Raw genomic sequence first — 17428 nt, 5'->3', positions numbered from 1 at the left:
CGACCGGGTCCAGCTGGGCGCACAGGCGATCAGCAACCCATCAGGGCAGGCTCTGCCGATAGCGCAGCTCATGCAGGTGACTCCCCTTGACCAGGACGGACGCCTCGACCGGCCGGTCATCGATCGAGCGGATCACCCGGAACTGCCGAAGCACCGGGACGTACGCCGGCAAGGACAGCGCCTCGACCTCCTCGGTCGTCGGCATCCGCGCCGAGACGCGGTCCTGCATCTCCTGTGGCGGGTAGCCGAGGTCTGACAGGACTCGCGGCACCCCACCACTGATCTTGCTCCGCTCCGCCAGTTCGGTGCCCCGAGCGATGCCGGCCGGGTAGTACGACCAGGACAGCTCGACCGGTTCGCCGCCGTGCAGGAGCAGCCGATGCCGTAGTACCGCCCGGTCGCCGCCGGCCAGTTCCAGACCTTCCGCCACCTCGATCGGCGGGACGACCTCTCTTACGGCAAGAAGCCGATAGGCAAAGCCGGCCGCCGACAGCGCAAGGTACGGCGCGGCCTCCACTGCCAGCGGCCGCCGGTCCCGGACGTAGACACCCTTGCCGACCGCGCTGTAGACGGATCCCTCCGCCTTGAGCGCGGCGAGCGCGCGCTGGACGGTCGCCGTGGCGGCGGAGTACTGCGTCACCAGTATCGGGATCGACGGCAGCTGCGCCCCAGGGGCGAGATCGCCGGACATGATGCGTGCGCGAAGGTCGGCCGCGATCTGCTCATGGCGCGGACGGCCGTCAGTTCCGCTGGCCATGTCAGGTGCTCCGCTCGTCAGTCAATCGACAACTCGTATCGCAGACGCCGCCCCCACGGCACCATTGTCATGACGCTCACCTCGACCGGACGTCCCTGCTCCGTGCTCGATACGCGGGTGAGCCCCAACACCCACTCCCGGTCGACCAGGTCCAGCAAACGTCGCTCGACGGCGTCGGGCTGGCGCGTGTACACGTCCTCCCTGACCCGCCCCGGACGATAACCCAGATCCGCGAGCAGGCTGACCGCGCCGCCACGGATCTTCCGCGGCTCGGCCAGCGCGGTGTTCCGGGCGATCGACACCGGATAGTACGAGTCGGTCAGCTCGACCGGTCGATCGTCCAGCAGCATCAACCGCTGACGAGCGACCACCGGCTCACCGTCCTCGACACCCAACGCCTCGGCGACCTGCCCGGTGGGCATCACCTCACCGACATTGAGCAGGCGCTGGGTACCGACGCCACCCTGCCGCGCGGCCTCCTCGGCCCAGGCGTCCGCTTGCCGCTCCGGCCGAGGCAGGACGTAGGGCATCGAGACGCTGAGCCACTCGGTTCCGCTCATGTTCGGCTCCCACCGGGTCGTTGGCAACGCCTGACACTCGCACACCGACACCATCACGACGTCGGACCTGCGCCAGGTGCCGCCAGCGCTGCTCTACGAACGGTTCCTCGGTTGGCTACCCAACCGCCACGACAGGCCACCTGACTGACCTCACCCACTCGCCGCCGTCATGGCCGCCACGTAAGCGACCTGCCACGGCCCGACCGGGCCGCCGAAGCCATCGCCGAGGTCAATCTTGGACAGTTTCCGTTCCGTGCAGACTCCGCGCAAACAGAAACTGTCCAAGTCGCCCGGTCTCTTCGGGACGCCGCGCAGGCGCAAAGAGGGCATGCGGTCTGCCGCGCGGTCCGCTCGGCCCCCGTGGACCACGAAGCCCGCAAGGGCAAAGCCCCCGTCGGATCACGCTCCCAAGATCCGCACAGTTTCAGGGATACTGCTGCCTCAACTCCGCCCGAGGCAGCAGTATCAGGGAAGTTGCGCGGATCATGAACCCGAGGCCGGGACCTTTTGTCACCGTTGCGCTGTCGTGGGGCTCCCTCTACCGGTCAGATGGCAACGGCTGGGGGCCGCGGGCGGGGTGGGTGGGTGCGCGCTGGGCGGGCGGGTGGGGGGTCAGCGTTCGAGGATCGCGGTGATGCCCTGGCCGCCGGCGGCGCAGATGGAGATCAGGCCGCGGCCGCTGCCCTGCTGCGCGAGCAGCTTGGCCAGGGTGGCCACGATCCGGCCGCCGGTGGCGGCGAACGGGTGGCCGGCGGCCAGCGAGGAGCCGTTCACGTTGAGCTTGTCGGTGTCGATGGTGCCGAGCGGGGCGTCCAGGCCCAGCCGGTCGACGCAGAACTCCTTCGAGTTCCAGGCGGACAGGGTGGCCAGCACCTGCGAGGCGAACGCCTCGTGGATCTCGTAGTAGTCGAAGTCCTGGAGGGTGAGCCCGGCGCGCGCGAGCATCCGGGGCACCGCGTACGCGGGCGCCATCAGCAGACCCTCGTCGCCGTGCACGAAGTCCACCGCGGCCGTCTCCGACCAGGAGAACCAGGCCAGCACCGGCAGGTTGTGCTCGCGCGCCCACTCCTCGCTGGCCAGCAGCACGGTGGAGGCGCCGTCGGTCAGCGGCGAGGAGTTGCCGGCGGTCATGGTGGCCCGCTCGGCGTCCGGCCCCTGGGCGCCGAAGACCGGCTTCAACGCTCCGAGCTTCTCCAGGGTGGTGTCCGGGCGGAGGTTCTGATCGCGGGTGAGCCCCAGGTAGGGGGTCATCAGGTCGTCGAAGAACCCCTTGTCGTACGCGGCGGCGAGCCGCTGATGCGAGCGCAGCGCCAGCTCGTCCTGCGCCTGCCGCTCGATGTTCCAGCGCAGCGCCGTCTGGGCGGCGTGCTCACCCATGGAGAGCCCGGTGCGGGGCTCGGCGTTGCGCGGCATCTCCGGCTTGAACGGCTGGGCCGGGCGCAGCTTCGCGGCGAGCCGCAGTCGCTCGCCGAGGGTGCGGGCGGAGTTGAGCTTGATCAGCGTGCGGCGCATGTCCTCGTTGAGCGCGAGCGGGGCGTCGGAGGTGGTGTCGACGCCGCCGGCGATGCCGACGTCGAGCTGACCGAGAGCGATCTTGTTGGCGACCAGTATGGCCGCCTCCAGGCCGGTGCCGCAGGCCTGCTGGATGTCGTACGCCGGGGTGCGCGGGTCGAGCTTCGAGCCGAGCACCACCTCTCGGGTGAGGTTGAAGTCCTTGGAGTGCTTGAGCACCGCACCGGCGACCACCTCGCCGACCTGCTGCCCGGCCAGGCCGAACCGGGCGACCAGCCCGTCCAGGGCCGCGCCGAGCATGTCCGCGTTGGAGGCGCTGGCATAGCGCGAGTTGGAGCGGGCGAAGGGGATCCGGTTGCCGCCGATCACCGCGACCCGTCGAACGTTCTGCACGATCCGCCTCCTCAGGAGTGTTGCCCGCACCTTACTCGCCAGTAGGCTACGCCTATGACCGACAGGTACGCGAGCTTCGTCCAGTCGGGCGCCGGCAGGGCGCTGGTCAAGCGCCTCGGGCTGCCCGATCCGCCGCGACTGCGCCGGCACGCACCCGGCGAGCCGCTCCTTCCCGGGCCGGTCCTGCTCGGCGCCGCCACCGGTGGGCGCCTCGCCGAACCGGTCGGCAAGATCCTGGCCTCCGCCGGGCTCGCCCTGCGCGATCCGGCCACGGCCGTGCCCGAACCGGCAACCGGTCGTACGCCCGCCAGCGCCGCCCTCGTCTACGACGCTACCGGCATCACCGATTCGTCCGGCCTGCGACAGCTCTACGACTTCTTCCACCCGCAGGCCCGGGCGGTGCAGCCCAGCGGACGGGTGATCGTGCTGGGCACCCCGCCGGGCGAGTGCGACACGCCACGCGAGGCGACCGCCCAGCGGGCCCTGGAGGGGCTGACCCGCAGCATCGGCAAGGAGTTCGGCCGGGGGATCACCGCCCAACTGGTGTATGTCACCCGTGACGCCGACGCGGGCACCTGGACCGGCCTGGAGTCGACCCTGCGGTTCCTGCTCTCCGGCCGCTCCGCGTACGTCTCGGGTCAGGTGATCCGGGTCGGTGCCGGCCAGGCGAGCGCGCCAGTCGACTGGGACCGCCCGCTCGACGGGCAGCTCGTGCTGGTCACCGGCGCGGCCCGGGGCATCGGCGCGGCGCTGGCCCGGGTGCTGGCCCGCGACGGGGCGACCGTGGTGGCGCTGGACGTGCCGGCCGCCGGTGACGAGCTGGCCACGGTGGCCAACGAGATCGGCGGCAGCGCCGTGCAGCTCGACCTGACCGCCGCCGACGCGCCGGCCCGACTCGCCGAACACCTGGCCAGCCGGCACGGCCGGGTGGACGTGGTGGTGCACAACGCCGGCATCACCCGGGACAAGACCCTCGGCCGGATGGATGCCGACCGGTGGGACCAGGTCATCGACGTCAACCTCGGCAGCCAGGAGCGGATCAACGACCTGCTGCTGGAACGCGCGCTCATCCCGGCCGGTGGGCGGATCGTCGGCGTCTCCTCGATCGCCGGGATCGCCGGCAACCGCGGCCAGACCAACTACGCCACCAGCAAGGCGGGCGTGATCGGGCTGGTCGAGTCGCTGGCTCCGGCGCTGCGCGAGCGGCAGATCAGCGTCAACGCCGTCGCGCCCGGGTTCATCGAGACCCGACTGACCGCCCGGATTCCGCTGATGCTGCGCGAGGCGGGTCGCCGGATGAACAGCCTCTCCCAGGGCGGGCTGCCGGTGGACGTCGCGGAGACCATCGGCTGGCTGGCCTGGCCGGCGTCCGGCGCGGTCAGCGGCAACGTGGTCCGGGTCTGCGGCCAGAGCCTGCTGGGGGCGTGATGGCCCGGCGCAGGCGCAGTGAGGAACCGGCCGACGACCTGTCAGTCGGCGAGTTGATCGACGGGCCCACGGAGACCCTGACCCCGGAGATCCTGGCCGCCGCGTTCGCCGCCCCGGCAGGCGACAGCGGCCCAGCAGGCGGCCCGGCGGGGGACAGCACCCCGGCAGGCGGCCCGGCAGGCGGCAGCGGCCCGGCAGGCGACGCTGCCTCGGCGGGCGGGCCGGCGGGCGGACCAGCGGGCGACAGCCGCGCGGCAGGCCACAGCGCCCCGGCAGGCGGTGGCGGCATGGCAGGCGACAGCGGCGCGGCAGGCGATGGCGGCCTGGCCAGCGGGCTCGTGGAGCCGGCCGCCCGGGCTCGGGTCGAGCTGCCCCGGATGCCGGCGGCCGGGCCGCTGTACCGGCGGGCGCTGCTGGGCGCGCTGCCCGGGCTGGGCGGCCGGCGCGGCGACGGCGTGCCGGCGGTCGAGCTGACCGTCGGCGGGGTCGCGGTGGATCCGGAGTGGCTGGCCGACTACGACCGGGTGTGCGGATTCCGGCTGGCCGACCAGCTGCCCGCGACCTTCCCGCACGTCATGGGCTTCCCGCTGGCGCTGCGCCTGATCACGGCGCCGGAGTTCCCGATCCCGCTGACCGGGGTGGTGCACGTCGGCAACCGGATCACCGTGCACCGGCCGATCACCGTCGCCGACCGGCTGGACTTCAGCACCTGGGCGGAGAACCTGCGCCCGCACGACCGGGGGCGGCAGCTGGATGTCGTCCTCGTCGGATCGGTCGACGGAGAGGAGGTGTGGCGCGGCGTCTCGACGTACCTCGGGCGGCAGCGCACCCCCGGCGACGGCGAGCGGCGCGACCGGGGTGAGCGGCCCGCGCCGCCGGCCGCCACCGCCCGCTGGCGGGTGGCACCCCGGGTGGGTACGGACTACGCCCGCGTCTCCGGCGACCACAATCCGATCCACACCTCGCGGTGGGGCGCTCGGCTGCTCGGCTTCCCCCGGCCCATCGCGCACGGGATGTGGAGCAAGGCGCGTTGTCTCGCCGCGCTGGAGAGCCGGCTACCCGAGGCGTACACGGTCGACGTGGCGTTCAAGCTGCCGGTGCCGCTGCCCGGCACGGTGGCCTTCAGCGCCACCGCATCGGGCCCGGGCTGGGACTTCAGCCTGCATGACCTGCGCGGTCGCCCACATCTGGTGGGCACCATCCGCTGATCGAGGGCCGGGTACTTGCCCGGCCCTCGCTTTGCCGCTAGGTTGTTCTCATATAGAGATGTTCTCTAAGTGAGGTTGATCGAGCGTGAACGAGCAGGATTTCCTCGCCGCCTACGACCCGCGCGCCTACCCGGCCGTGGCGGTGACCGTCGACGTCGTCGCCCTGACCATCCGCGACGGCGCGCTGCACCTGCTGCTGATCCGCCGCGGCGAGCAGCCGTACGCGGGCCACTGGGCGTTGCCCGGCGGCTTCGTCCGGCCCGACGAGGACCTGACCGTCGCCGCCCGGCGGGAGCTGGCCGAGGAGACCGGCCTCGCCGGCGAGCGGCTGCGCCGCGTCCACGTCGAGCAACTGGCCTCCTTCGGCGCGCCCGACCGCGACCCACGGATGCGGATCGTCTCCGTCGCGCACCTCGCCTTCGCCCCCGACCTGCCGGACGCCACGGCCGGCACCGACGCCGACGAGGCGGCCTGGGTGCCGGTCGCCGAGCTGGCCAACCGGCAGCTCGCCTTCGACCACGGCCACATCGTCGCCGACGGGCTGGAGCGGGCCCGCTCCAAGCTGGAGTACACCCCGCTGGCCACCCGCTTCCTCGCGCCCGAGTTCACCATCGGCGAGCTGCGGGCCGTCTACGAGACGGTCTGGGGGCACCAGCTGCACGCCGGCAACTTCCACCGCAAGGTGCTCTCCGTGCCGGGCTTCGTGGAGAGCACCGGCGCCAGCACCGAGCGCGGTGGCACCCGGGGCGGCCCGCGCGCGCGGCTCTACCGGGCCGGTGACGCCCGACTCCTGCACCCGGCGCTGCTGCGCCCGGCCCGCGAGGAGACGGTGCGATGACGACCGACGAGGCGATCCGCATGGTCGCCGCCGCCCGCGACGACGACGAGCTGTTCGGCGCCGACGCGCCGGAGCGGCGCTACCGGGAACTCGTCGGCGCGCTGCACCCCGATCGGCTCGGCTGGGCCGGCCCGGGGGTCCGCGCCGCCGCCGTCAACGCCCTGCACCGGGTCACCGCCCGCTGGCGGGCCCGCCGGGTGACCGTGCTGCGCGGCTACCGGTGCGGCCGGCCCGCGTACTCCGGAGACCTCGCCGACCTGTACGACGTCGGCGCCGACCGGCTGCTCAAGCTGCCCCGCAACGCGGCCGACAACGACCTCATGGTCCGCGAGCAGCGCGCCCTGCGCACGCTCGCCGAGCGGGGTGACCCGCGCTGGCTGCCGTACGTGCCCCGGCTGGTCGACAGCTTCGCCCACCGGGACGCCGCCACCGGGGCGCAACGCCAGGTCACCGTGCTCGCCACCGCGCCCGGTCTGCACAGCCTGGTCGAGGTGGGGCGCGCCCACCCGGGCGGGCTGGACGCCCGCGACGTGGCCTGGATGTGGCGGCGGCTGCTGGTCGCGCTCGGCCTCGCCCACCGGGCGGGCGTGGTGCACGGCGCGGTGCTGCCGCCGCACGTCCTGATCGAACCGGACGAGCACGGTGTGGTGCTGGTCGACTGGTGCTTCTCGACCGAGCCGGGCGGCACCGTTGCGGCGCTGATGCCCGGCTACGAGGACTGGTACCCGGCCGAGGTCACCGAGGGTCGCCCGTGCGGGCCCGGCACCGACATCGCGCTGGCCACCCGTTGCATGGTCTGGCTGATGGGCCGCCGGGCGCCGCGCGAGCTGCTCGCCTTCGCCCGTGGCTGCCGGCAACGGCTGCTGCGTGCCCGTCCCGACGACGCCTGGCGGCTGCTGCGCGAACTCGACGACCTGCTGCACCGGCTCTACGGGCCGCGCACCTTCCGACCCTTCACCCTCAACCGCTAAGGAGGCTGCCATGGGCAGCGGAATGTGGTCCACCGACGTGTACGACGCCGCCGACCGGTACCGCCGGGCCACCGGCGCCAGCGCCTTCTCCTACAGCGACAGCGGGGCGCGGGTGGTCCATCCGGCACTGGACCCTCGCGGCGCGGTGCGGGAGAGCCGCGACTGCGCCGAGCACCCGCGGTCGACCCCCGTCGCCGTGCTCTTCGACGTGACCGGCTCGATGGGGTACGTGCCCCGCATCCTCCAGGCCAAGCTGCCGCACCTGCTGGGCCTGCTGCTGCGCCAGGGGTACGCCCGGGACCCGCAGATCATGTTCGGGGCGATCGGCGACGCCACCTGCGACCGGGTGCCGCTGCAGATCGGTCAGTTCGAGTCCGACAACCGGATGGACGACGACCTCGGCCGGATCGTGCTGGAGGGCGGCGGTGGCGGTCAGCTGCGGGAGTCCTACGAGCTGGCGCTGTACTTCATGGCCCGACACACGGTCACCGACCACTGGGAGAAGCGCGGCCGGCGCGGCTACCTGTTCGTCATCGGCGACGAGCTGGCCTACCCGAAGGTGAAGGCCACCGAGGTGGCCCGGCTGATCGAGGGCGACCTGCGCGAGGACGTGCCGCTGCGGCAGATCGTCGACGAGGTCACCCGCCGCTGGGACACGTACCACCTGATCCCCGCCGGCAGCCACTACTCGGGCAACCGCCGGGTGCTCGACTTCTGGCGTGACCTGCTCGGCCAGAACGTCCTGGAGCTGGACGACCTCGGCGCGGTCTGCGAGACCATCGCGCTCACCGTGGGCCTCGGCGAGCAGGCCATCGACCTCGACGAGGGCCTGCGGGACCTGGACCGGGCGGGCTCGGCGGCCACCGGCACCGTGTCGAAGGCGCTGGCCCGTCTCGGCGGGGGCCGGCGGGCCGAGGTGACCGAGCTGCCAGCCATCCGGGGCACCGGCGGCGGGGTCATCCGGCTGTGACCGGCACGGTGGCGGGTGCGATCCCGGCCGGCCCGGTGGCGGGTGCGGTCGTGGCTGGGCCGGTGGCGGGTGCGGTTGTGGCCGGGGCGGTGCGCCGGCGGGTCGGGCCGGGCGGCGGGCCGGCGGCGAGGGGCCCGCGCGGAGCGCACCCGATCGTGGTCGACCTGGGGTACGGCGACGCCGGTAAGGGCACCGTCGTGGACTGGCTCTGCGCGACCCGGCCGGTGCGGACGGTGGTGCGGTTCAACGGGGGCGCGCAGGCGGCACACAACGTCGTGCTGCGCGACGGCCGGCACCACACGTTCGCGCAGTTCGGCGCCGGCACCTTCCATCCCGGCGTGCGGACGCACCTGTCCCGGCACGTCGTGGTGGACCCGCTGGCACTGGTCGCCGAGGCCGACCACCTCGCCACCGTACGCGTGCCCGACGCGCTCGACCGGCTGACCGTGGACGGGGACGCGCTGCTGGCCACCCCGTACCACCGGGCCGCGAACCGGGCGCGGGAACTGGCCCGGGGAGTCGACCGGCACGGCTCCTGCGGGCTGGGGGTGGGCGAGGCCGTCGCGTACGGCCTCGCCCACCCCGACCAGGCACCACGGGTGGCGGACTGCCACCGCCCGGAGCGGCTGCGCCGCCGGCTGACCATGCTGCGCGACCGGCTGCACGCCGAACTCGGGCCGCTGGACGCTCCCCCGGTCGCCGACTGCCTGCCCGCGTACCGCGCCTTCGCGCGGCGGGTGGCGATCGTCGACCGGTCCTGGCTGGCCGGGGAGCTGCGGGCCGGGCTGTGCGTGTTCGAGGGGGCGCAGGGCGTGCTGCTGGACGAGTGGCACGGCTTCCACCCGTACACGACGTGGAGCACCACCACCTTCACCAACGCCGAGGCACTGCTGGCCGAGGCCGGGATGGCCGGTTCGGCGACCCGGATCGGGGTGCTGCGGACGGTCACCACCCGGCACGGGCCGGGGCCCCTCGTCACCGAGGACGCGGCGCTGCCGCTGGCCGATCCGCACAACCCGACGAACCCGTGGCAGGGCCGCTTCCGGTTCGGCCACTTCGACGCGGTCGCCCACGCGTACGCCCTGGCGGTCGCCGGTGGGGTCGACGGCCTGGCGCTGACCCACCTGGACCATGCCGGTCGCGGCCTCGGCCTGCGGATCTGCCGCCGCTACGCCGACCTGGACCGGCTGGCCCCGGGCCCGCCCGGCGACCTCGACCGGCAGGCGGCGCTCACCGCCCGGCTGCTGCGGGCCCGCCCGGTGTACGACGACGCCCCGCCGGCCGACTGGTCCATGGCGGTGGAGCAGGCGCTGGGCGCACCCGTCGTGCTCACCTCGCACGGCCCGACGGCGCAGGACAAGACCGCGCGCGGTGCCCTGCTCACCCCGCCGGCCGCCCGCTCTCCCGGGGGCCGAGGGCGGCGGTCGCGACGTGCGGCGTGTCGGGCCCTTCCGTCGGCGTGATCGCCCGGGTGCAGCCGTTCTACCCCTGATCAGCAGCGATTCGTCTGTCCCGCCACGGGGCGCCCGTCCGGCGGTGAGCATGGGTCCATGGAGGCCGCCCTCGACCTGATCCGGCAGACGCTCACCTCGCCGTGGGTGTACCTGCTGCTGTTCGGGCTCACCGCGGTCGACGTGTTCTTCCCCCTGGTACCGGCCGAGGCGGCGATCATCACGGTCACCGTCCTGGCCACCGGCGGCGAGCCGAACCTGCTGCTAGTGATCATGGCGGCCACCCTCGGCGCGCTCGTCGGTGATCACCTCTCGTACGCGGCCGGGCGCGGCGGCGGATCACGACGGCTGGACCACTCGCCGATGGACAGCCGACGACGGGCCAGCTCGGAGTGGGCGCGGCGGGCGGTGGACCGTCGCGGCGGCATCATCCTGACCGCGTCCCGCTTCATCCCCGGAGGTCGCACGGCGGTCACCCTGACCATGGGCGCGCTCCGCTACCCGCGACGGTCGTTCCTGCTCTTCGACCTGATCGGCGCGGTCTCCTGGGCGCTGTACTGCGTGCTGCTCGGCGTCGTCGGCGGTCTGGCCTTCGAGCGTGAACCGCTGCGCGGCATCCTGGCCGGGATCGGTCTGTCGGTCGCCGTGACCGTGCTGGTCGAGCTGGTCCGCCGGCTGCGCCACCGCGCCCGCCATCGTGCCCGACGGTCGTAACTGTCAGGAAGGGCCCGTCCTGACTCCGACGGCTTATTCCGACGGTGGGCGCCAGGTGGCGCCGTGCAGCAGTTGACCGGCGCCGAGCCAGGCGGCGTTCATCATCCGGGTGGCGGTCTTCTCCGGGTCGGCCTCCGGCCGGTCGGCCAGCCAGTCCGCGAGGGACTCGCTCGCGCCGACCAGGGCGTACGCGACGACTTCCAGCTCGGTCTCGGCCACCTCGCGCCCCTGCGCGCGCAACGCGTGGTCGAGCATGCCGGCGACCACCTCCACCAGCCGCGCCCGCATCACCGCCAGCTCCCGCGCGAACGGCTGCTCGGCCCGGGCCTGCCGGTAGAGCACCGCCCAGCCGTCCCGGTGTGCGCCGACGAAGCCGAAGAACGCCCGCAACCCGCGCCAGAGCCGCTCGTCGGCCGGCAGGTCGGGGACGGCCGCCCCGGCGATGGCCTCCATCATCCGGGTGCCCTCGCGGTGCAGGCAGGCGACGAAGAGTTCCTCCTTGTGCCCCAGGTACGCGTACACCATGGGCTTGGAGATGCCGGCCTCCTCGGCGATCTCGTCCATGCTGGCGCCGTGGTAGCCGCGCCGGGAGAAGACCCGCACCGCGGAGTCGAGCATCTGCTGCTCGCGTACGGCCCGGGGAAGGCGCTTGAAGGCGGGACCTGTGGACACCTTGCGAGCATACCTACTCATGCGTAAGGTTACGCCAGAGTAACCATTGTCCGAGAGGTGCTTTCCATGACTGACTTCGACCCGGCCTCCTTCGCCAACGTCGGCCCGAAGGATTTCGCCCAGCTCGTCAAGAACACCCCGGAGAGCAAGCTCGCCGAGGTGATGTCGGGCGACCTGCGCGGCAAGATTCTCGGCGAGGTCTTCGGGCGGATGCCGCAGCTGTTCCGCGCCGACCGGGCCGGCTCGACCAACGCGGTCATCCACTGGAACATCACCGGCGCCCCCGACGGCGGCACCGACACCTACGAGGTGGTCATCGCCGACGGCACCTGCACGGTCAACGAGACCGCGCAGCACGACCCTCGGCTGAGCCTGACCCTGGGCCCGGTCGACTTCCTGAAGGTCGTCTCCGGCGGCGCCAACCCGGTCATGATGTTCATGACCGGCAAGCTCAAGGCAAAGGGCGACCTGGGTCTGGCCGCCAACATCGCGAACCTCTTCGACATCCCCAAGGCCTGAGATGGTGGAGTTCTCGCTCGACCTGAACGAGGAACAGCGGGATCTGCGCGACTGGGTGCACGGCTTCGCCAGCGAGGTCGTGCGCCCGGCCGCAGCCGAATGGGACGCCCGCGAGGAAACCCCGTGGCCGGTCATCCAGGAGGCGGCGAAGGTCGGCCTGTACGGCTTCGAGTTCCTCGCCACCTGCTGGGCCGACCCCACCGGCCTGTCGCTGCCGATCGCCAGCGAGGAGCTGTTCTGGGGTGACGCCGGCATCGGGCTGAGCATCTTCGGCACCTCGCTCGCGGTCGCCGCCATCTACGGCACAGGCACCCCCGACCAGCTCGTCGAGTGGGTGCCGCAGTGCTTCGGCGACGTCGACTCCCCCACCGTCGCCGCCTTCTGCTCCACCGAGCCGGAGGCCGGTTCCGACGTCGGCGCGATACGCACCCGGGCCACCTACGACGGGGCCACCGACGAGTGGGTGCTGCGCGGGCAGAAGGCGTACGCCACCAACGGCGGGATCGCCGGGGTGCACGTGGTGACCGCCTCGGTGGAGCCCGAGCTGGGCTCGCGGGGGCAGGCCGCGTTCGTCGTACCGCCGGGCACGGCCGGGCTCAGCGCCACCCGCAAGCTGCGCAAGCTCGGCCTGCGGGCGTCGCACACGGCCGACGTCTTCCTCGACGACGTCCGGGTGCCGGGCCGGTGCCTGCTCGGCGGCAAGGAGGCGCTGGACGAGCGCCTGGCCCGCGCCCGCACCGGGCAGCGCGCCTCCGGCCAGGCGGCGATGCGGACGTTCGAGCTGTCCCGGCCCACCGTCGGCGCGCAGGCGCTCGGCGTGGCCCGGGCCGCCTACGAGTACGCCCTGGAGTACGCGAAGGAACGCGTCCAGTTCGGCCGTCCGATCATCACCAACCAGGCGGTCGCCTTCGCGCTGGCCGACATGAAGATGGAGATCGACGCGGCCCGGCTGCTGGTCTGGCGGGCCTCCTGGATGGGCCGCAACAACCGGCCGTTCACCGCCGGCGAGGGCTCGATGTCCAAGCTGAAGGCCGGCGAGGTGGCCGTCTCGGTCACCGACCGGGCGGTCCAGCTGCTCGGCGGGGCCGGTTTCCTGCGCGACCACCCGGTCGAACGCTGGTACCGGGACGCCAAGATCTACACCATCTTCGAGGGCACCTCGGAGATCCAGCGCCTGGTCATCTCCCGAGCGATCTCGGGGATGCAGATCCGCTGACCCCACTCGTCCTCGACGGACATTCCCCGGCCGGCGTCCCGCAGGTGGACGCCGGCCGGCGCGGCGTGGGCGACCCACCCAGGCTGCCGGGCAGAAGGAGGTACTCGGGTATGGACCTGCCGTTCATCGTCGCCACGCTGACCCGCCGTGGCCTGCTCACCCCGGGCCGCCCGATCCGCGTCGCGGCCCAGCTCAGCGCGCTGCGGACGTGGGGGTGGAGCCTCGCCGGCGAGCTGCGCCAGGCCGCCGCCCGGGATCCCGGCCGGATCGCCGTCGTCGACGACCAGGGCGACGAGCTGACGTACCAGGAGCTGCTGGAGCGCTCCTCGCGGCTGGCCCGCGCGATGCGCGCGGGGCTCGGCATCCAGCCCGGCGACCGGGTCGCCGTGCTCTGCCGCAACCACCCGGGTCTGATCGAGACCATCGTCGCCGCCACCCTGCTCGGCGCGGACGCGGTGCTGGTCAACACCGGCCTATCCCCGGCGCAGCTGGCCACGGTGGCGGAGGAACAGCAGCTGCGGCTCCTGGTGCACGACGACGAGTTCACCGAGCGGACCCTCGGGCTGCCGGCCGAGTTGCACCGCCTCGACGAGCCGGCCCGCGAGGAGCTGATCGCCAGCGCGCTGCCCGGCGAACTCGATCCGCCCGAGCGGGACGGCCGGATCATCGTGCTCACCTCCGGCACCACGGGCGCACCGAAGGGTGCCCGCCGCCCCACCCCGAACGGCTTCGGCCCGCTGGTCTCCATCATCGACCGGATCCCGCTGCACGTGCGCGACCGGGTGCTGATCGCCGCGCCGGTCTTCCACACCTGGGGGTACGCGGCCCTACAGGTCTGCTTCGCGCTGCGGGCCACCATTGTGCTGCACCGCCGCTTCGACCCGGCCGCCACGCTGGACGCCCTGGTACGGCACCGCTGCCAGGCGCTGTTCGCGGTGCCGGTGATGCTGCAGCGGCTGATGGAGGTGCCGGCGCCGCAGCCCCGGCCACCGCTGAAGGTGGTGGCCGTGAGCGGCTCCGCGCTGCCCGGCGGCCTGCCGTCGGCGTTCATGGACACCTACGGCGACGTGCTCTACAACCTGTACGGCTCGACCGAGGCGTCCTGGGCCTCCATCGCCACCCCCGCCGACCTGCGCCAGGCACCCACCACGGCCGGGCGACCGCCGTACGGCACCCGGCTGGAGATCCTTGACGACGCCGGTCAGCCGGTCACCGGTGGCCGGGTGGGTCGGATCCTGGTCGGCAACGCGATGCTCTTCGACGGCTACACCTCGGGCGCCGACCGGGAACGCCACGACGGCCTGCTGGACACCGGAGACCTGGGCCGGGTCAACGCCGACGGGTTGCTCTTCGTCGACGGCCGCGCCGACGACATGATCGTCTCCGGCGGCGAGAACGTCTTCCCCGGCGAGGTGGAGCAGCTGCTCACCCAGCTTCCCCAGGTACGCGAGGCCGCCGTCATCGGCGTACCCGACCCCGACTACGGCCAGCGGCTCGCCGCCTTCCTCGGCCTGCACCCCGGCGAGACGCTCGACGCCGAGGCGGTCCGCGAGTACGTCCGGCACTACCTCGCCCGCTTCTCGGTACCCCGCGACGTCGTCTTCGTCAGGTACCTGCCGCGCAACGCCACCGGCAAGGTCCTCACCCGCGAACTCCGCCGCTACTACGGCTGACCCGCTGGGCGGGTCAGAGGCGGTCGGCGGCCCGGCGGGTCATGGTCTGCGCGAAGTCGCGGGAGCCGCCGAGGTCGGAGTGGGGCTCCACCACGGCCACCAGGTCGCCCCGGCGGACCACGCCGAGGTACCAGCCGGGATAGCCGGCACCGTCCGCGCCGGTGCCGACGTAGATGAGCAGGCTCTCGTCACCGGCGAAGTTCCGCTCGACGATGACGGCGTGCCAGTCCCCCGGCATGTGTTGGTTGGTGAAGGTGGCGCACGCCGCGACGCGCTGGCGGACCTCGTCGAGGAACTCGGCGGCGGCGTCCGGGCGGTACCGGGCCACCGACTCGTACCCGCCGATCTCCGGGCCACCGTCAAAGTAGCGGAAGCGGCCGGCGATCCGCGCGGCGTCGGCCTCGTATTCGGCGTCGTCCAGGCAGACGTTCGGCTTGGCGCCGCCGGTCACCTCCGGGTCGTACACCGGGTATCCCGGCCGTTCGGCGATCATCACGTAGCAGCGGCCCCACTCCGCGGCGGTGAGCATCACCGAGGCGGGCAACGCCACCCCGGCGTGACTCGGTCCGGGATACGGGTAGTCCGCAACCTCCTCACATCGTGGTGCCGAGGTGGCGGGCGAGGAGGCGTTCTGCGCCGACGTGGAGGTCCGGCTCGACTCGGGCGTGGGCTCGACCGGCGCCAAGCTCGATGCGGAGGGCGACGGGGTGGGAGACGGGCGGGGCGACGGTGTGCTGTCGACGATCGGCGGCACCGGCGGCACCGGGTCCGCGAGCAGCTGGCGGGTGCCGACGGCGGTGCCGCCGACCAGGACGGCGACGGTGAGCAGGCCACCCACGGCGCGCACCCGCCGGCGCCGGTCACCCCGCCGGCGTACCGCCTCGGGCGCTGGCAGTGCCACGCCGTCGCTGTCCCTACCCAGCGACGAGAACATCCGCTCCAGCTCAGCCGACATCGTGGGCCTCCGGGGTCAGATCATCGAGTACGGCGGCGAGACCGGCTCGGCCACGGGACAGCCAGGACTTGACCGTCCCGGGTGGCGCGTCGGTTTCGGCGGCGATCTCCGCCACCGACATGTCGCAGAGGTAGTACAGGGCGATCGCCTGCCGCTGGACCGGCGGTAGCCGCCGCAACGCGCCCACCAGCAGCACCGTGTCGTCACTGGGGGCGGCGACGTGATCCGGCGGCCCGGCCCGCCGCAACGCCACCCGCTGGCTGCGCATCCGGCGCCACCGGTCGGTGGCCAGTCGGGCCACCACCAGGCGTACCCAGGACTCGGTGCTGTCGTACGAGGCGAGCTTCCGCCAACGCTGCCAGGCCCGGACGTACGCCTCCTGCACGATGTCCTGTGCCTCGGCGAGGTCCCCGGTCAGGGCGTACCCGTAGCGCAGCAGGCGACCGGACGTGCCCCGGTAGAACTCGTCGAAGCCCTCGGCATCGCGCATCGCTGACCACCCCTTCCTGCCCGTACCCCTGACACGGGCGGCCACCCGCAACGGTTGCACCCACCGCGCCGATCGCCGTCTGGCGGAAAGCGGTGGCTCAGGGGTGGGAGTCAGGGGTGGTGGCTCAGGGGTGGAGCGTCAGGCCGGTTCAGACGGTGATCGAGACGGTCACCGTGCCGACCAGGATGCGATGGTCCGAGCAGAGGCCACCGCAGTTGGTGGCAATGGCCAGGGAGTCGCCACTGTAACTGCCGACGATCCGGCTCTCCCGTACGAAGATCAGGTCGACCTTCTTGACCTGGCCGCACGGTCCGAGATCACCGGACTCCTGGGTCTTCTCGCCGTAGCCGTAGCAGGTCGATTCGGTGTCATCCAGCTCGCGGTAGGCCCCTCGGTTGTTGGTGTTGTTCGGGTGGTTCAGGCTGGCCGAATACCACCCGTCCAACCGACCGTAGTTGGGCTGCGCGTTGAAGTCGCCCGCGACGATGACCGTGTCGCCGTTGCCGTGAAACGCCTCCAACCTGCCCAGCACCTCACCCAACTGCCGCTCGTTGATCTTCTGCCCCCCGATCACCTCGTTGGAGGGGGTGATGTGGGTGGTGCAGAAGCGCAGCTTCGGCCGGGCCTCCAACGGTGCGCAGAGCAGCTTGCGGGTCTCGCTGCTGCCGTCAGCGGCCAGGGCGTACCGGTTGGCCGCGCCGAGCGGTGCCCGGCTGAAGATGGCCACTCCGAACGGTTCACCGCCGCAGCCCGTCTCGTTGTGTGGCTCGAACCGGGAGAAGTTCTCGACGTCCTGCGGCCAGCCGGAGTTGCGCAGATTGGCCTGCACCGCCTTGTACTGACTCCAGCACAACTCGTTCAACGCGGCAAAGTGCGAGCTGCGGTTGCGGATCGAGTTGGCCAGTGCCGGGATGAGACCGTTCGTGGTCGAACCCCGGTTCAGCTTCCAACCCGCTACGTTCCAGGTCCAGACGTTGTAGCTGGCATCGACGGTCGCCGCCCGGGCCGGCACGGCACCGCCAGCCAGGAGCAGTGCGGCGGCGGCGCACACCGCGAGTGCCCTCCGGATGAGCATGGACGTTCCCCCGTTGGTTCGCCGGT

General features: G+C 72.8%; 17 protein-coding genes. 10 read left to right on the top strand and 7 right to left on the bottom strand.

From position 1 onward, the window contains the following. Positions 1 to 40 precede the first annotated feature (40 nt). The 3 genes from O7615_RS13505 to O7615_RS13495 form a co-directional block, all read right to left on the bottom strand. Positions 41 to 757: a GntR family transcriptional regulator gene (locus tag O7615_RS13505; protein ID WP_278177858.1), complete on the bottom strand. Its 717-nt coding sequence runs from the start codon at positions 755 to 757 to the stop codon at positions 41 to 43. A 17-nt stretch (positions 758 to 774) separates the two neighbouring features. Further along, positions 775 to 1317, bottom strand: a complete 543-nt coding sequence (locus tag O7615_RS13500) for a UTRA domain-containing protein (protein WP_278177857.1) — start codon at positions 1315 to 1317, stop codon at positions 775 to 777. A 612-nt stretch (positions 1318 to 1929) separates the two neighbouring features. Beyond that, positions 1930 to 3222 carry an acetyl-CoA C-acetyltransferase gene (locus tag O7615_RS13495; RefSeq protein WP_278177856.1) on the bottom strand — a complete coding sequence of 431 codons (1293 nt, stop codon included), beginning with the start codon at positions 3220 to 3222 and terminating at the stop codon, positions 1930 to 1932. Positions 3223 to 3276: 54 nt separating this feature from the next. Here O7615_RS13495 and O7615_RS13490 point away from each other — a divergent pair, with 54 nt between their 5' ends. The 7 genes from O7615_RS13490 (at position 3277) to O7615_RS13460 (ending at position 10802) form a co-directional block, all read left to right on the top strand. After that, complete coding sequence (locus O7615_RS13490) at positions 3277 to 4650, top strand: 3-oxoacyl-ACP reductase (RefSeq protein ID WP_278177854.1); 1374 nt, start codon at positions 3277 to 3279, stop codon at positions 4648 to 4650. A 377-nt stretch (positions 4651 to 5027) separates the two neighbouring features. Beyond that, positions 5028 to 5858, top strand: coding sequence for a MaoC/PaaZ C-terminal domain-containing protein (locus O7615_RS13485; protein ID WP_278182091.1), 831 nt, complete (start codon positions 5028 to 5030; stop codon positions 5856 to 5858). An 85-nt stretch (positions 5859 to 5943) separates the two neighbouring features. Next, positions 5944 to 6696 (top strand): NUDIX domain-containing protein, encoded by a 753-nt coding sequence (locus O7615_RS13480; RefSeq protein ID WP_278177853.1) that lies wholly within the window; start codon positions 5944 to 5946, stop codon positions 6694 to 6696. Further along, positions 6693 to 7667: a serine/threonine protein kinase gene (locus O7615_RS13475; RefSeq protein WP_278177852.1), complete on the top strand. Its 975-nt coding sequence runs from the start codon at positions 6693 to 6695 to the stop codon at positions 7665 to 7667. Before O7615_RS13480 ends, O7615_RS13475 begins: the two co-directional genes overlap by 4 nt. Before the next feature lie 10 nt (positions 7668 to 7677). Next, positions 7678 to 8637 (top strand): hypothetical protein, encoded by a 960-nt coding sequence (locus O7615_RS13470; RefSeq protein ID WP_278177851.1) that lies wholly within the window; start codon positions 7678 to 7680, stop codon positions 8635 to 8637. Positions 8638 to 8789: 152 nt separating this feature from the next. Beyond that, positions 8790 to 10100, top strand: coding sequence for an adenylosuccinate synthetase (locus O7615_RS13465; protein ID WP_278182090.1), 1311 nt, complete (start codon positions 8790 to 8792; stop codon positions 10098 to 10100). Positions 10101 to 10187: 87 nt separating this feature from the next. Next, entirely contained in the window at positions 10188 to 10802 is a 615-nt protein-coding gene (locus O7615_RS13460; RefSeq protein WP_278177850.1) for a DedA family protein, read from the top strand. A gap of 33 nt (positions 10803 to 10835) precedes the next feature. Here O7615_RS13460 and O7615_RS13455 read toward each other — a convergent pair whose 3' ends face one another. Then, positions 10836 to 11474, bottom strand: coding sequence for a TetR/AcrR family transcriptional regulator (locus O7615_RS13455; RefSeq protein WP_278177849.1), 639 nt, complete (start codon positions 11472 to 11474; stop codon positions 10836 to 10838). 66 nt (positions 11475 to 11540) lie between these two features. Between O7615_RS13455 and O7615_RS13450 the strand changes: the two genes are divergently transcribed. The 3 genes from O7615_RS13450 (at position 11541) to O7615_RS13440 (ending at position 14882) form a co-directional block, all read left to right on the top strand. Further along, positions 11541 to 11993 carry an SCP2 sterol-binding domain-containing protein gene (locus O7615_RS13450; RefSeq protein WP_278177848.1) on the top strand — a complete coding sequence of 151 codons (453 nt, stop codon included), beginning with the start codon at positions 11541 to 11543 and terminating at the stop codon, positions 11991 to 11993. Between the two features lies 1 nt (position 11994). Beyond that, positions 11995 to 13209, top strand: coding sequence for an acyl-CoA dehydrogenase family protein (locus O7615_RS13445; protein ID WP_278177847.1), 1215 nt, complete (start codon positions 11995 to 11997; stop codon positions 13207 to 13209). Between the two features lie 110 nt (positions 13210 to 13319). Continuing rightward, positions 13320 to 14882 carry an AMP-binding protein gene (locus O7615_RS13440; RefSeq protein ID WP_278177846.1) on the top strand — a complete coding sequence of 521 codons (1563 nt, stop codon included), beginning with the start codon at positions 13320 to 13322 and terminating at the stop codon, positions 14880 to 14882. Positions 14883 to 14895: 13 nt separating this feature from the next. Here the strand turns inward: O7615_RS13440 and O7615_RS13435 are convergent, their stop codons facing one another. The 3 genes from O7615_RS13435 to O7615_RS13425 form a co-directional block, all read right to left on the bottom strand. Further along, a complete protein-coding gene (locus tag O7615_RS13435; protein ID WP_278177845.1) occupies positions 14896 to 15837 on the bottom strand; it encodes a hypothetical protein in 942 nt (313 codons plus the stop codon). Then, the gene (locus O7615_RS13430; RefSeq protein ID WP_278177844.1) at positions 15827 to 16327 is read right to left on the bottom strand and encodes a SigE family RNA polymerase sigma factor; all 501 of its coding nucleotides are present in this window, start codon (positions 16325 to 16327) and stop codon (positions 15827 to 15829) included. The genes O7615_RS13435 and O7615_RS13430 overlap by 11 nt, the downstream gene beginning before the upstream one ends. 148 nt (positions 16328 to 16475) lie before the next feature. Further along, on the bottom strand, positions 16476 to 17402 hold the full coding sequence (locus tag O7615_RS13425; RefSeq protein ID WP_278177843.1) for an endonuclease/exonuclease/phosphatase family protein: 927 nt from the start codon (positions 17400 to 17402) through the stop codon (positions 16476 to 16478). Positions 17403 to 17428: the final 26 nt, after the last annotated feature.

It is taken from the genome of Micromonospora sp. WMMD1082, assembly GCF_029626175.1.
Taxonomy (GTDB): Bacteria; Actinomycetota; Actinomycetes; order Mycobacteriales; family Micromonosporaceae; genus Micromonospora.
This window is presented reverse-complemented; position numbering and strand designations above follow the sequence as displayed.

Excerpts from the sequence above, each read along its gene's own strand:
- O7615_RS13505 (WP_278177858.1), bottom strand. The coding sequence starts at position 757 with ATGGCCAGCGGAACTGACGGCCGTCCGCGCCATGAGCAGATCGCGGCC.
- O7615_RS13500 (WP_278177857.1), bottom strand. The coding sequence starts at position 1,317 with ATGAGCGGAACCGAGTGGCTCAGCGTCTCGATGCCCTACGTCCTGCCT.
- O7615_RS13490 (WP_278177854.1), top strand. The coding sequence starts at position 3,277 with ATGACCGACAGGTACGCGAGCTTCGTCCAGTCGGGCGCCGGCAGGGCG.
- O7615_RS13485 (WP_278182091.1), top strand. The coding sequence starts at position 5,028 with ATGCCGGCGGCCGGGCCGCTGTACCGGCGGGCGCTGCTGGGCGCGCTG.
- O7615_RS13475 (WP_278177852.1), top strand. The coding sequence starts at position 6,693 with ATGACGACCGACGAGGCGATCCGCATGGTCGCCGCCGCCCGCGACGAC.
- O7615_RS13470 (WP_278177851.1), top strand. The coding sequence starts at position 7,678 with ATGGGCAGCGGAATGTGGTCCACCGACGTGTACGACGCCGCCGACCGG.
- O7615_RS13460 (WP_278177850.1), top strand. The coding sequence starts at position 10,188 with ATGGAGGCCGCCCTCGACCTGATCCGGCAGACGCTCACCTCGCCGTGG.
- O7615_RS13450 (WP_278177848.1), top strand. The coding sequence starts at position 11,541 with ATGACTGACTTCGACCCGGCCTCCTTCGCCAACGTCGGCCCGAAGGAT.
- O7615_RS13445 (WP_278177847.1), top strand. The coding sequence starts at position 11,995 with ATGGTGGAGTTCTCGCTCGACCTGAACGAGGAACAGCGGGATCTGCGC.
- O7615_RS13440 (WP_278177846.1), top strand. The coding sequence starts at position 13,320 with ATGGACCTGCCGTTCATCGTCGCCACGCTGACCCGCCGTGGCCTGCTC.
- O7615_RS13435 (WP_278177845.1), bottom strand. The coding sequence starts at position 15,837 with ATGTCGGCTGAGCTGGAGCGGATGTTCTCGTCGCTGGGTAGGGACAGC.
- O7615_RS13430 (WP_278177844.1), bottom strand. The coding sequence starts at position 16,327 with ATGCGCGATGCCGAGGGCTTCGACGAGTTCTACCGGGGCACGTCCGGT.
- O7615_RS13425 (WP_278177843.1), bottom strand. The coding sequence starts at position 17,402 with ATGCTCATCCGGAGGGCACTCGCGGTGTGCGCCGCCGCCGCACTGCTC.